Consider the following 14999-nt stretch of genomic DNA (forward strand, 5'->3'; position numbering starts at 1 on the left):
CACAATTTGGAGACTGCTATTCTTTCAAGGAACCGATCAATACACCCTTAACAAAGTATTTTTGGAGAAAAGGGTACGTTAAAATAATCGGGATCGTCGCAATCATCATGGTAGCCATGGTCAGTGATTTGGTCGTAATTGTCCGGTTCCGGTTCATATGGTCCAGGGCGATAGCATTAGAGGAGCCGATTTCGGTCATGATGTTGGAGTTCATAATCTGCCGCAGCAGGGTCTGAATCGGAAGCAGGCCGTCCTTGGTAATATAGATCGCCCCCGTGAACCAGTCGTTCCAGTATCCCACCGCTGTAAATAATGCAATTGTGGCGAGCACCGGGCCCGAGACCGGAATGACGATTTTGAAGAAGATGCCGTAGTTGCCGCAGCCGTCGATTTTGGCCGATTCTTCCAGACCATCCGGCAGATTGGAGAAGAAGGTGCGGATGACAATCATGTTATAGACGCTGATAATGCCCGGGATAATCAGAACCCAGAAGGTGTCCAGCATTCCCAGCGAGCGGATAAGCAGATAAGTCGGGATCAGCCCTCCGCTGAAGAACATCGTGATCATGAAGAAGACCATATAATATTTTCGAAAAAGCAGGGTCTTCTTGGACATTCCATAAGCCAGCAGCGCCGTGAAAAAGACGGATAACGCCGTTCCGCTGATCGTTCTGAGGATGGTGATCCAGAAAGAATTGAGCAGGCGGTTATCCTGAAACACAATATAATAATTTTCCAGTGTAAACACTCTCGGCCACAACGTTACGCCGCCGAGCGCCGTATCGCTCCCCTGGTTAAAGGAGATGACCAGCGAGTTCCAAAACGGGTACAGCATAATGACCGCAAGCAGTGTCATCAGAATATAAATCGTTCGCTGCATGATTTTGTCGCCCAGGCTTAGTCTCACACTTTCCCCCTCCTTCAGGTAGCAGATCCTACCAGAGACTAACTCCTGCCCGGCGGGCAATTTTGTTGGCCGATACCAGCAGAATCACACTGATTCCCGCTTTAAACAGCCCTACTGCAGTTGCATAAGAGAATCTGGCATTCAATATCCCAACACGGTAGACATAGGTGTCAATAACATCGGAGTAAGGCCGCAGGATCGGATTGGTTGCCAGCAGCAAAATGTCTTCGAAGCCTGCACTGAGGAGATTGCCGATGGCAAGAATCATAAAGATGATGATGATAGGGGCAATACTGGGGAGTGTAATCAAGTAGATTTGTTTGAAGCGGCTTGCACCGTCTATTGAGGCGGCCTCATACAGGGTTGGATCAACGCCTGCAATCGCAGCCAGGTAGACAATACTCGCAAATCCGACATCCTTCCAGACATTTACGCTGACCAGAATCGACCAGAAGTATTTCGGAACCGCCAGAAAGTTCACCGGCTCACTGATCAAGCCCATCCGTTCCAGCAAATAGTTCACCGTTCCGTTGTCAACGGACAGCAGCGAGAAGACAAAACCGGATACAATGACCCAGGACAGGAAGTAAGGCAGATAGCTGACCGTCTGGATAAAGCGTTTAAAGGTCATGCTCCCGATCTCATTCAGCATCAGCGCAAGAATAATCGGGGCAGGGAAGGTAATGACCAGCTTCAGCAGGCTGATTACCAATGTATTTCGCATCACATTCCAGAACTCCGGAGCCTCAAAGAACATTCTGAAATGCATGAAGCCAACCCAGGGACTCTTCCAAATGCCGCTGAAAATATCGTACTGCTGGAAGGCCATTACCACGCCGTACATAGGAATATAGCTAAATATGAAAATGAAGATAATGCCCGGCCAAACCATGGATTGCAGATCCCATTGATTCCTAAATTTCTTCCAATTGCCTGGTTTCCCGGCCGCTTTCATCCATTTTCCCTCCTTCGGGACAGTCTAGAGCAATCTAGGATAATCTAGGACAATCTAATGAAACAACGGCAAGTACGATTTATTCTTCTCCAGCATGTCATCCAGCAGCTGTTCCGCTGCGGTGACCGAAGGCATCAGCGGATGATGAACCATGGCCTGCAGGGCGATGTCCCGGTCCCCGTGCACGGCGGCCTCGATCGTCAGGCTCTCGTACTGCTTGACGGCCGCCAGCAGGCCTTTGACGGCCGGCGGGATTTTTCGCAGCGGGATCGGCAGCGGTCCCTGTTTGGTGACCACGCAGTTCACCTCAATCGAAGCGTCCTCGGGCAGGAAGTCGATAATTCCGCCGTTCCTTACATTCAGCGTCTGGATATCGCGGGAATCGTTATAGATGGACCGCATCAGCAGCACAGCCGCTTCCGAGTAATAGGCCCCGCCGCGCTGCTCCAGCTGCTTCGGCTTCTCCTTCAGCTCCGCGTTCCGGTACAGCTGGAACAGCTCCTCCTCCACCTTCTTCACGACTTCTGCGCGCGATCCGGTCGTTGCCGCCGCTTCCTTCTGTTCCTCCAGCATAGCGTCCGTCATATAGTAATAACTGAGGTAGTAGGAAGGGATGGCCTGAAGCGCGTTCAGGAACCGGTGATCCCAAGCATCAAACGGCACATTGCCCGCCTTATAGCTCTGGGGGTAATCAATGAGCTCCTGCAGCCTGCTCTCTCCGTCAATGACGACATCAGAGACCCAGTGCAGATGGTTGATGCCAACAAACTCCGAATAAATCTTCCCGATGGGAAGCCCGAAGAATTCGGAGAGCCATTTTTGAAACCCGATCGGCGAATTGCACAGTCCCACGCTCTTAACTGAAGAATATTTGTGAACCGCCTCAGTCACCATGCCTGCCGGATTTGTAAAATTCAGCAGCCACGCATCGGGAGCAAGCTCCTCGATGTCCCTGCAGATCTCCAGAATTACCGGGATGGTCCGAAGGCCCTTCATCATCCCCCCGGGACCTGTCGTCTCCTGGCCGATGACATTGTAGCGGAGAGGGATTAATTCGTCCCACTTTCGCGCTTCCAGCATGCCGACTCGGATTTGGGTGCAGACAAAATCTGCGCCGGCGATAGCCTCTCTGCGGTTCAGCGTCTCAACCACGGTAATCGGCAGTCCGGACTTTGCGATCATACGCCTGCTCAGCTCCGCGATAATCTGCAGCTTCTCCCTCCCCTCCTCAATATCCACCAGCCATACTTCGCGGACGGGAAGCTCTTTGTGATGCAGGATAATGCCTTCCATGAGCTCAGGGGTGTACGATGACCCCGCTCCGATGACAACCAGCTTCAATGTTTCTCCCATGAGTGCTCCTTTCTTCGCCTATTCATTTTGTTCCCGGCAGGGTGATCTGCTGCAGCCTAGTCTGCGGGTACTTTGCCTTGTGACAGGCGGTCAATCACCTCTTGTTCCACAATCATGCCGCTGCTTTCCATCGCCAGAACGACCGAGCCGACAACCGGCTCACGGGTCAGAATCCTTAACCTGCCGTTCGGGGCCGCCTCCTTCACTCTCGGCTCAATGGCCCGCCGGATAATGCCGGAGCGGTCGCCCTTTGTCAGCAGACTGCCGGCAAGCACGATGTCAAAGCTGTCCTGCTCCATGTCCAGCCGGCGGATGGTCGCTGCTGCAGCCAAACCGAGCTCATCCCCCTGCTTCACCAGCAGGCCGGCGGCAACCGTGTCCCCTTCCTCAGCCGCCTGAAACAGCAGCTCTGCAATCTGCGGGGGCAGTTCTCTGAAATGATCCAGGTAATCCTCCCTTAACTCCGAAACGTTGGGGTAGCCCAGCAATCGGATTAAGCGTTCAGTCAGGACCGTGTTAGTCTCTCTTCCCTCATCCGCACGGAGGACGCTGCGGAAGACCTCCATACTCAAATCGTAGCCGCCGCCATAATCGCCGAACCGGTAACCAAATCCGCCGCATTGGTAGGCAGCTCCGTCCCGGTTTTTCCCGGCGCAGTTCACGCCCGAGCCGCAGATCAGCACAATCCCATAGCTCTTCTCTGTACCTGACCGCAAGGCATTCCAGGTATCGCACGAAATCTCCGTCCGGGGAAGGCCGAGCCGGCTGACGATGGGCCGCAGAATTTTAAAATCAATCTCTCTGTCTGCCCCCGCAAGGCCGAACCAGGAGTAATCCAGCTGCTCCTTTGTCAGCCCTGACGCCTTAACCGCTTCCGATACGGCCTGCTGCAGACTGCTCTCCGCCTGCTCGCGGTTCTTCTGGTGATTCCCGTTCCCTCCCCTGCCTGAACCTATGACCTTACCCTGTTCATCTGCAATTATGGCGAAGGTTTTGCTGCCTCCGGCATCCACGCCCAAAAAATACTTCACCGATCGATTCACTCCTACTATTCAGGTTAACCTTACAGATGCGGTGGATTCACGCACGAGAAGCTGAGGAGCGAGCTTCGTTACAGCAGCCGGCATCACCTCCCCGTGGATTAACTGCATCAGCAGATCTACGCCAATGCTGCCCATTTGCGCCTCAGGCTGCCTGACCGTAGTCAATCTGGGGTAAAATTCCCCAACGAACTGCTGATCATCAAAGCCAACGACCGAGATATCGTGGGGAACCAGAATCCCCTCCTCGCGAAGAGCCTGAACAACCCCGAGGGCAATAAAGTCATCCCCGCAGAAAAAGGCTGTCGGCAGCTTATCCTCACGAATCCACCTCTTGGCCACCTCATAGCCGCTGCTTACCGTAAATCCGCAGTATTCCGTGCCGTAAGGCGTCAGCCCGGCTTCCTCCAGCGCCTGGACATACCCCCGCTTGCGCTCGGCAACGCTCAGAAACACAGATGGGCCGCCGATATAGGCAATCTGGGTATGTCCAAGACCGGTCAAATGCTTAGTCGCTTCATACCCGCCTTGGAAGTTGTCAACGACAACACTTGGAACATCCTCATGCTGAAACTGATTATCCAGCAGCACAAAGGGAATGCCCTTCCTTCTCAGCTCCTCAACATATTCTTTCTCCTCGAGCGGAGACAGCAGGATAATCCCGTCGACACGGTCCTTCTGAAACAGAAAGTTAGCGCTCTCATCCTCATTCTCAGCTATGGACAGGGCCAGGAAATAACCCTGCTCCGCCAGCTTGCGGTTCACCACGCGGATCACGCGGTCATAGAAGGAGTCGTTAAAATTGGTAATGGACATTCCAATGACCCCCGTCTTGCCGCGCACCAGGCTCCGAGCCGCTGAATTGGGCTGATAATTCAATTCCTCCATGGCTTTGAGAACCTTCTGCCTGTTGGCTTCCCGTACAGATGGTGAATTGTTAAGGACCCGGGATACGGTGACTACGGAGAGTCCAGACTTTTTGGCTACATCATGAATGTTCATCTAAGATTCCAGGCCTCCCTCGCTTACAAAGTTTAATCGTTTTAACTTTTAGGTTAAATAAAAAAGAGAGGCCACTCTCTGCAAAACAGTATCCAGCCTGAAAATCAGACACTTTATGTCAGTTATCCCCTTATTAAGGGAAGGTAAAATGGTAACAAAAGTTTAAAGGTTTTTACTTTGGTTTGATAATATCACCGTTTCCAATATCAGTCAATCCATAAACGGAAGCCTGCTTTATAGAAATTTTTTTCACCATTCAAAGTAAAAATAATCATAAAAAAAGAGCCACAAAGGTGGCCCTCTATACTCATTCGCAAGCCTCTTACACAATCGGAAGGTTTGCTCCGTTTCTTAAGAGAACCGGAATCCGTTCCAAAGGCGCATCCATCATGATACTGCTGCCGCCCTGGAATGCTGCCCCAGTATAGGGATCCACCCAGTCCGCTCCCGCCGGCAAATATACGCTTCGGCTCCTGTCCCCTTCGTACAGAACCGGGGCGACGAGCAAATCCGGGCCGAACATAAACTGGTCTGCTGGATCCCATGCTTTCGCATCCTGGGGAAAGTCATAAAACAGCGGGCGCATCGGCGGCGTCCCCTTCTCATGGGCTTGCTGCATCAGCTCCGTAATATAAGGACGAAGGCGTTCTCTTAAATGCAAATAATCGGCCATAATTACATAAGCCTCTTCCCCATAACTCCACACTTCATTCGGGCCGCCGCTGGCACACAGTCCTCCTCCGGCTGTACCGGCGGGCGCATTCCAGGGCAAACGGTCACCGTGAAGACGGAATACCGGACAGAAGGCGCCGTATTGAAACCAGCGTACAACAAGCTCCCGGAAAGAAGGATCGTCCGGATGGCCTCCATGAAAGCCCCCAATATCCGTTGTCCACCAAGGAATCCCTGCGATCGCCATATTCAGTCCCGCAACCACCTGATAACGGAACACTTCAAAGGTAGAGGCAATATCCCCCGACCAGACAAGCGCACCGTACCGCTGGCTGCCCGCCCATGCTGTGCGGACAAGATTAATAATATTGGTCTGCCCTTCTGACTCCATTCCTTCAAAGAAGGTTTGGCTGTAGCGGCTTGGATAAATATTTCCGACCTGCTTGCTCGATCCGATATGATACCGGTAAATATCATGATCGTAGACGGTTAACTCAGGCTCCGCCTCGTCCAGCCAAAAGACCTTTATGCCGTAGTCATAATAATTTTTCTTGATAATGTTCCAAAGGAAGCGGCGTGCCTCCGGATTTGTCGCATCAAAGACAGCATTTTGCCCGAGAAACTGGAATTGGGTACGGACACCCCGATCCGAACGAAGAAGGTAGCCCTTCTCCAGCATCTCCTGATAGTTATCGCTTTCCGTCTGAACGGTCGGCCATACGGATACCATGAGCTCAATGCCCATCTCTTTCAATTCCTCAACCATCGCCTTTGGATCCGGCCAATATTCGAGATCAAAATTCCAATCCCCCTGGTTCGTCCAATGGAAGAAATCGATGACGATAACCGAGATCGGCAGATTCCTCCGCTTATATTCGCGCGCGACTTCCAGCAGCTCTGCCTGATTGCGGTAACGCAGCTTGCACTGCCAAAAGCCCATCGCATAATCCGGCATCATCGGTACCTTCCCCGCAGCTGAAGCATAAGCCTCCTCAATTTCCGCCGGCGTATCACCTGCAGTCATCCAGTAATCAAGCTGCTTCGTAGACGGTGCGCACCACTCCGTGACATTCAGGTTAAAATTCGCCCGCCCGACAGCCGGGTTGTTCCACAAGAAGCCGTACCCCAGGCTGGATAGGACAAAAGGAACGCTGGACTGCGAATTCCGGTGCGTGAGCTCCAGCTGGCAGCCCTTGAGGTTCAGAAACGGCTGCTGGTATTGCCCCATACCAAAGAGCTTCTCAGCCGGATCGGATTCAAAACGAAGAGTCAAATAGTAATCGCTGCTGCCCGTATGGGCGGTAAGCTCCCTGCCTCCATATTTAAGCTGATAGGTGTACTCACTTTCCCGAAGCAGAATCTGGCCTTGTTGATTGAAAAAGGTTACCCGGCCGCCTCGTGTAACCTCGGCCTTTATTTTCCCATTCGTTATAGTTGCCTTGTCATCCCGAATATCAATGACCGGCTCAGACGGTGAAGCGGGCAGCAGCGCCCAGTCCTCATCTGCCATTTCCGAATAAGAAGCACGCACACGCAGCGAATGGTCTCCCCATGGCTCAATCCACAGCTGTTCATGATCATACTCCCAGATCAACCGCGAGTTATGCGAACGAAACATTGGCTGTTCACCTCCGTGATGGATATTCAAGATGATTATACATTGGACGTTTACCCCTTCACAGCGCCGACTGTAATTCCTGTAACGAAATACCGCTGCACAAACGGAAAAATAACAATCATTGGAGCCGTTGCAATAACCGTCATTGCCAGCTTAAAGGTTTCCTTAGGCGTATCCAGATTCGTTACATGCTGCGCCATTTGACCGGTCAAGTTGATGGAAGACAGCATTTTGTAGAGTAAATATTGAAGCGGCACCAGATCATCTTTATTCGTGAACATCATTGCTGTCCACCAATCGTTCCAGTAGGCAAGGATCATAAAGACCCCGATCGAGGCTAATGCAGGCTTGATCAGCGGCAGCACCATTTGCAGGAAGATGCGCAGGTCCCCTGCCCCGTCCATTTTTGCGGATTCAATTAAGGCTTCCGGTACCGACTCCTTGATAAAGCTGCGCAGAATTAAAATGTACATCACATTAAACATCGGTCCCAGGATCAGAACGGCATACGTATTGGACAGGTGAAGATTGCTGCTGACCCAAATGTAATAAGGGGCAAGTCCTCCGTTAAACAGGGTTGTGAAGAACAGAAAGAACGAGAGGCCGTTCCGGTATTTGATTTCTTTTCTGCTGATAACATAGGCGGTCATAGAAGAAATGAACAAAGACAACACTGTACCCACTACTGTTATGATTATAGATACTTTAAAAGCAGACAGAATATCCTCCGGGTACCTGAAAATAAACTTGAAGGCGTCAAGCGAGAAATCGCGCGGCCAAAACCAGTAACCCTTGGCAAGAACCGAGCTTTCCGAGGAGAACGCGCCGGACAGAAGCACGATAAACGGAAGCAGACAGATCAGAGCGATTATGGATAATACCGTATAAGAAACAGCAGTAAACATCGGCGAAGCATTTAATTTTCCTCTAGCCATCCTGTCAACCATTCTCTTTCACCCCCAAGGAGATTGAATTTTTAAAATAACGCCTGGTCTTTGTCATAGCGCCGAACGATCCAGTTTGCCAGCAGAATGATGATTAGGGTAAGCACGGACTGATAGAAGCCGACGGAGCTGGCCATTCCAAAGTCTGCTGTGCCCATCAGGGAACGGAAAGCCAAAGTGTCGATAATATCCGTCGCATCCATTAAAGTGCCGTTATTCCCTATCAGCTGATAGAACATGTCGAATTCTCCCCGCATAATCCGGCCAAGACCAAGCAGAATCAGAATAACCATCGTTGGTTTGATCAGCGGCAGTGTGATTTTAGTGATTTTTTGGAACCGGGTCGCCCCGTCAATCGTTGCTGCCTCGTAGACCTCCTGGTCGATGCCGACAATGGCCGCTAAATAAAGCACACTCCCATATCCCACCCATTTCCAGACATAGAGGAACGGAAGCAGGAAATACCAATATCCCGTGTTGGAGTAAATATCTATAGCGCTGAGATGAAAATAGCCGAGAATCCGGCTCACGATGCCGTACTCATAATTTAGAAAGTTATAGACAAAGGCGGACACTGTTACCCAAGAAATAAAATAAGGAAGAAACATGAAGGTCTGAGTGACTTTCTTAAACCATTTTTGCGTGATTTCGGAGAGAAAAACAGCGGCAGCAATTGAGAAAATCGTATAAGCTGCCAGGAAGATTACGTTATATACAATCGTATTGCGGGTGACGAGCCATGCCTTCCCGGATTGAAAGAAATAATCGAAATTATCGAATCCGACCCAGGGGCTTCCGAAGATGCCGTCCCGGATATTAAACTCTTTGAAAGCCATGACGATTCCAGCCATAGGGATGTAGGAGAAAATCATATAATAAACAGCCACAGGGACAAACATGGCGTACAGCAGCCAGTGGCGGCGAAGCTCGCAAAGCACTCCTTTACTTGGACTTGAAAGTCTCCTTCTCTTGACTGCGGCAGCCGCATGTCTGGATTCCATTTTTGTCGACAAATGCCTCACATCCTTCTTGTTAGTAAGCCCACGGTTAAAGAAAAAGGGGCGGCCGCGGATTAAACGACTCTCCCCCTTCTCATTTCGTCACTTAGCTGCTGCGCTTATTTCGCTTTGCTCTTTAAATATTCGGACGCCTGAGCTTCCAACTCGGTCTTAACCTTGCTGATCCCTGCTGCATTCATCTTCGACACCAAGGTATCAAAGGCAGCGTCGACATCCTTAACCGAACCAACGGTCAGCGGCAGGAAATACTGGGATGCAACGTTCTTCAAATTGGCTTCCTGACCCTTTACCTTATCTGAATTAAAGGCAAATTCCGAGAATGTAGCAGGAACCAGATAATCCTTGGTTTTGTTGTAGAGCTCCAGATAGTTCGCTGTCCAGTCCGCACTTGGCTTCAGATAGTCCTTATCTACAAACCAAAAGCCTGCAGCGTCAGGAGGATAGGTGTTGGTGTCTGTGGTCACACCCTGCGGCAGCGTTAATTTGCCGTCCGAAGTAAATTCATAGTTCTTGCCTTCAATTCCATAGTAATCCAGATGAACGTAAGACTCATCCTCCATGATGAGATCCAGAGCCTCCATCGTGCGTTCCGGATTTTTGGAGCCAGCCGCTATGGCCACACCATTATTCAGCCAGCTGTTCGCAATCGCATGACCGGACGGGGACAGCTGAGGGAACACGTAAGTATCAATCCCTTTCGCTGTGGCCGCAGCCAGAGTCGCCTGAATATCAATGGAGTTCCCGAACGCTACGCCCGATTTGCCATCGGCAAAGTTATCCTTGGAACGGGTTTTGTTGGAATATGGGTTCTTGTTCACATAACCCTTGTCATACCAGTCCTTCATAATTCCGGCTGCATACTTGAAGGCGCTTTGCACCGGTTCTTCCGTAATACTGAGCACTTTCCCCGCCGGATCTTCCCAGTCGGTATAGACGCCCACTGACATCGGATCCCCGGAATCCATTGGAGCGGATGAATAGGCGAATTTCTCATTCACCAGATAGTCGAACGGAGTCGGCAGGTCATATTGGGAATCCAGATTGAGCGGGATCATATCCGGGTAGTCCTTCTTGATTTCAGCAAAATACGGCTCCAGCTCAGAGAATTTGGTGACCTCCTTCAGACCCGCTTTATCCATAACATCTTTGCGGAGCACAAATAAGTTCACTTTACGGTCGGGAGTGGTCGTTGGAATCATGTACTGCTTGCCGTTAACCTCTGCTGCTTTGTAGGCGGCTGCATTTTGTTTGGCATAATATTTAGGCATGTAGGTTTTGAACATGTTCTCATCCAGCGGCAGGAAGGCATTTTTAGTTGCTTCAGCTACATAGAAGTTCCAGTCCGCGGCGAAGACAAAGTCTACATCTTCCCCGGAGGCGAGCACAAGCGGATACTTGGAGGCGACATCGCCCCAGCCGATATAATTCAGCTCCAAAGTGGCGTTAATGTCTTTCTTCAACTTGTCGTTCAGCTGATCAAGCACTTCAGGCATTCCTTTCGGCTGATCGCCAAGCAGATAACCGACAATCTTAACCTCCTTGGAATGATCGACCTTGGTCTCTTGCGAAGCGTTTGAAGACCCTGCAGAGGAATTCGAGCTTGAGCTGGCGGTGTTCCCGGATTTTCCCGAATTGCTGGAATTGCTGGAATTGCCAGAACCCCCGCCGCCGCACGCCGACAGCAGCAATACGCTTGAAAGGAGCAGCGCAGAAAGAGCAAACCCTCGTTTCTTTAATCTGATCAATCAGACAACCTCCCTTGAATTTCAATTCTGTCGCACATTTTAAAACGCTTTCAATTTATTGAATTGCTTTATATTTGCATTGTACCGCCCTGCCCTCCGGCTAAGGAATCGGTTAAAATTACGATCTGCTTCGATTTCCTAAGGTGCTTCTCCCTCTTCATTCTCCTTTCTCTGCTCCGGAAGCTTCAGCAGCACCAGAGTCCCTTCTCCCGGTTCGCTTCTGAATTCCATACCATACGGCGTTCCAAACGATAAACGGATGCGTTCCTCCACATTCCTTAATCCGTAGCCTCCCCGGGTCTTCTTGATCGGCCCAACAAACAAGCTTTTCAGTGTGCTTTGGCTCATGCCGACGCCGTCGTCCTCTACCTCAATGATCAGCATTCCGCCCTCTGTTCTCGCACGGATGCTGATGGTCCCTGTCTCGGATTCCGTTTCCATAATGCCGTGAACGATTGCATTCTCAACAATCGGCTGAAGAATGATTTTTGGAACAATACAGGACTGAATTTCCCGGCTGACCTCGAGATCCAGGCGAACGCTGTCATTAAACCGCATATTGTGAATTTGAACATAAGCCTCAACATGTTTGAGTTCATTTTCCAGAGTTACAAGATCATGACCGTTTGACAGACTAAGCCGGTAGAAGACCGCCAGCTCCTCCACAACCCTGGAAATTTCGCGGGAACCTGCGTGCAGAGCCATCACATTGATCAGATTAAGCGTGTTATAGAGAAAATGCGGATTGATCTGCGCTTGAAGCGCTTTCAGCTCTTTATCCTTTAATTCTTGTCCCAGCGTGTACTTATCGTCCATTAACTGTGAAATATTGGTCATCATGCCGTTAAAGTTCCGGGACAGCTCCCCGATTTCATCCTCGCTGGTCGGAAGCGTTTCAATCTGGAACTGGCCATATTTCGCCTTTCTGACCTGGGAGATCAGCAGCCTGAGCCGCCGGGTCGCCGACCCTGCTACCAGATAAGAAAGAATGAGGGCAAGAGGGACGATCAGCAGGAAGATGAGTATAATCCGGTTGCGGATTTTGTTGCTGGAAGCAAGAATGTCTTTGTAGGGAACCAACAAAGCCACGGTCATGTCCGTATGCGGAATGGCTTGAAGCCCGAATACAACCCGCTGGTTCTGAAAGCGCAATTGTTCGTTCCAGTAAATGTCTTCAGCGTCCTCTGAAGTACGCCCCCTCAGCAGCTCTTTTAATTCTTCGCTCGTAATCGTGAATTCGTCTGAAGTTCCCAGCACGTCCATTCGTTCGTTAAATAAAACGGTTCTAGTGTGCGGAGTAATGACTGCGTGATTAAGAACAGACTGCATCGCCTCTGACTTAATCTGTGCCCGGACAATTCCGTCAAAATTCTGGATATTATGACTGTTGGGTATTTTGCGGATGACGGTAATATTATGGACTTGGTCAGCGGCCTCCCCATCTATGGCGGACGAAGGCAGCCAGGCGCTCGCGGAATAAGATTGGCTGAACTGCTTAAACCAAAGACTCGATTCAATCTTGCCCATATTTAGATAGTCCGGGCTGTCCGCTGCTTTCCCAAGGCCTTCCTTCATGTACAGCTGCAGCGTCGAAATATCCTCGTTATTTCGGAATTGATTCAGCACTTTAGCCAGCTTATTGGCATCCGTCCCCCAAAGGTTGACATCCGCATAGACGGAGGCGTCTGTGTTGACGTTAGTCTGGACCAGATCATTAAAGGCCACAAAATTCAAGACTTCCGTGATCGACTGGGATTTGTATTCCAGGTATGATTTGGTCTCATCCAAGATCTTGTGGACCGAGAACATCATCTGTGCTTTATTTTCACGCTGGGTAAGGGTAAGATGAATGGCCAGAAGCAAAATAAAGGGCAGGCAGGTAACAACCAAGTAGCTGAGGAACAGCTTGCTGCGAATATTCCATCTGCGTAAATTCAATCTGAAAGGGTTCATTTCGCGATCCTTTCACGGTATTCAGAAGGCGTGCATCCGGCATACCGTTTGAAGAATGTGGCAAAATAATTCGCATCCGTAAAGCCTAGGTTAACGGCTATTTCATAAAGCTTAAGGTCCCGGTCGCGCAGCAGCTCCCTGGCTTTCTCCAGCCTTGTCTCATTGATGAATTCCTTGAGCGTCTGAGCGCGCTGTTTTTTGAAATAGGAGCAAAGATAAGTTTCGCTGAGGTTCACATGATCTGCGATGGTTTTGATGGCGAAGCCCTTTTCGTGAAAGTGAGAATGAATATATCGAATAATTTCTCTCATTTTTCCAGGCATGCAGGCCTGATGGGCGGGAGGGTCTTCCAGCGGAGCCAAGAACGAGAGAACGAAAGACTCCAGTCTGGATAACGATGAAATCGAATCAATTTCGCGCCATATATATCTGCGTTCCGTTTCTTCGGTCTGCTCCGTTATCCCCTGCAGCGCGGCCGTCTCCAGGATGGCTAATAAAATTTGAAAATAGGTATCCTTAACCCGGGCCGTATTGCGGTCCCTGCTAAGCAGCGCCTTCCGGGTATGCTGTTGAATCCGTGTCCTTACAGCAGCCATTTCTCCGCGCCGTAATTCATCCCGCAGCTGGCGGACCTCCTCCCAATCTGTCTCCAACAGGCCAAACTGCATATCTGGCTGATAGAATAAGGGGGAAGGATGTTCCCGGTAGAACTGCATAATCCCCGCCTTAAGCGCCTTCTCATAGGAAGCTGGAAGCTCCTTGCGGGTATGCGCCGTTTCCCCTATTCCGAAGTGCATTTGAATGTTCGGGTCTGCAAGCCTTAGCAGCTCTTCAGCGAGATGATCAATTACCTCTTTGTGCTTGCGGTAGGTTCCGTCAAAGTCGCCTGGCAGGATGAAGATGAGCCAATTCTGAGAATCAAAGCCGAAGATGGCTCCGCCTGTTTGCTCTGGAGGAAGCAGGTTAATCTCCTGCAGCATGCGTTCCTGTACACCGGATGGATCCTGTGGAATTAAGGAAGCATTCCAGTGCAGGGAAGCTGCTCCCACTGTATAAGGGCCGCTTAAAGGGAGCAAGAAGGTTTCCCTGCTTAGAAGAGCCTGTTCAATATGTGCAGACTGCGGGTGCTGGATAAGCTTCCGGACCATTTCCTGCCTGAGAAAAGGAAGACTTCGATCCGCATGCTCCTGCAGACGGCGCTTTTCCAATTCCATTCGCTCCTCTTCTCTGCACAGCAGCATGGCATCTTCAATAGCCTGGCGGACTTCATTCAGGACAATCGGTTTTTCAATATAGGTCAGTGCCTTAAGGTGAATCGCCGATTTCAGGTATTCCTTGTCTAAATAGCCGCTGAGAAAAATAATGATCGCCTTGGGCGCGATTTTGCGGTACTCTTGGGCAAATGAAATACCGTCCATCTTGGGCATCTTGACATCACACAGTACGATTTCAGGTTTCATATCACTGGCAATTTCGAGGCCGTTCTGCCCGTTTCTTGCCGTCTCCACCTGGTCAATGCCTAGTTCGTCCCACGGAACAAAATCTTTCAGAAAATCACGGGTACGCTCCTCATCGTCAATGATCAATACTTTCATGCTGCCTGACCTCCTTTATCGAACATCTCCTCTTTCTCTCCATTATAAGGAATAACTGGGTTTTGATAAGCTTGGATATTCCATTTCTAACCATCCGGATAAACACACAAGAACTGAGTCTGCCTGCAGGGACAGAGTTCAGTTCTTGTTCTCATGGGGTTCCTATGCTGGTAAATTACATGGTGCCTGGATCCGA

11 protein-coding genes are annotated in these 14999 nt (G+C 50.3%); all 11 read right to left on the bottom strand.

The window, feature by feature from the left end; genetic code table 11:
- Positions 1-16 precede the first annotated feature (16 nt).
- The gene (locus FCN15_RS02680) at positions 17-880 is read right to left on the bottom strand and encodes a carbohydrate ABC transporter permease (RefSeq protein WP_138493446.1); all 864 of its coding nucleotides are present in this window, start codon (positions 878-880) and stop codon (positions 17-19) included.
- Positions 881-935: 55 nt separating this feature from the next.
- Positions 936-1862, bottom strand: coding sequence for an ABC transporter permease (locus FCN15_RS02685; RefSeq protein WP_138493371.1), 927 nt, complete (start codon positions 1860-1862; stop codon positions 936-938).
- A gap of 54 nt (positions 1863-1916) precedes the next feature.
- Complete coding sequence (locus tag FCN15_RS02690) at positions 1917-3215, bottom strand: 6-phospho-beta-glucosidase (RefSeq protein WP_138493372.1); 1299 nt, start codon at positions 3213-3215, stop codon at positions 1917-1919.
- Between the two features lie 56 nt (positions 3216-3271).
- Complete coding sequence (locus tag FCN15_RS02695; RefSeq protein WP_138493373.1) at positions 3272-4246, bottom strand: N-acetylglucosamine kinase; 975 nt, start codon at positions 4244-4246, stop codon at positions 3272-3274.
- 21 nt (positions 4247-4267) lie between these two features.
- Positions 4268-5257, bottom strand: coding sequence for a LacI family DNA-binding transcriptional regulator (locus FCN15_RS02700; RefSeq protein WP_138493374.1), 990 nt, complete (start codon positions 5255-5257; stop codon positions 4268-4270).
- A gap of 322 nt (positions 5258-5579) precedes the next feature.
- Entirely contained in the window at positions 5580-7547 is a 1968-nt protein-coding gene (locus tag FCN15_RS02705) for a glycoside hydrolase family 31 protein (RefSeq protein WP_138493375.1), read from the bottom strand.
- A 50-nt stretch (positions 7548-7597) separates the two neighbouring features.
- Positions 7598-8482 carry a carbohydrate ABC transporter permease gene (locus FCN15_RS02710; protein ID WP_138493376.1) on the bottom strand — a complete coding sequence of 295 codons (885 nt, stop codon included), beginning with the start codon at positions 8480-8482 and terminating at the stop codon, positions 7598-7600.
- 41 nt (positions 8483-8523) lie between these two features.
- Positions 8524-9390, bottom strand: a complete 867-nt coding sequence (locus FCN15_RS02715; RefSeq protein WP_420819537.1) for an ABC transporter permease — start codon at positions 9388-9390, stop codon at positions 8524-8526.
- Positions 9391-9608: 218 nt separating this feature from the next.
- Entirely contained in the window at positions 9609-11255 is a 1647-nt protein-coding gene (locus tag FCN15_RS02720) for a DUF3502 domain-containing protein (protein WP_138493377.1), read from the bottom strand.
- 138 nt (positions 11256-11393) lie between these two features.
- The gene (locus FCN15_RS02725) at positions 11394-13193 is read right to left on the bottom strand and encodes a sensor histidine kinase (RefSeq protein WP_238996472.1); all 1800 of its coding nucleotides are present in this window, start codon (positions 13191-13193) and stop codon (positions 11394-11396) included.
- Between the two features lie 11 nt (positions 13194-13204).
- Entirely contained in the window at positions 13205-14803 is a 1599-nt protein-coding gene (locus FCN15_RS02730; protein WP_138493379.1) for a helix-turn-helix domain-containing protein, read from the bottom strand.
- Between the last annotated feature and the right edge of the window lie 196 nt (positions 14804-14999).

The organism is Paenibacillus pinistramenti (assembly GCF_005869875.1).
Taxonomy (GTDB): Bacteria; Bacillota; Bacilli; order Paenibacillales; family Paenibacillaceae; genus Fontibacillus; species Fontibacillus pinistramenti.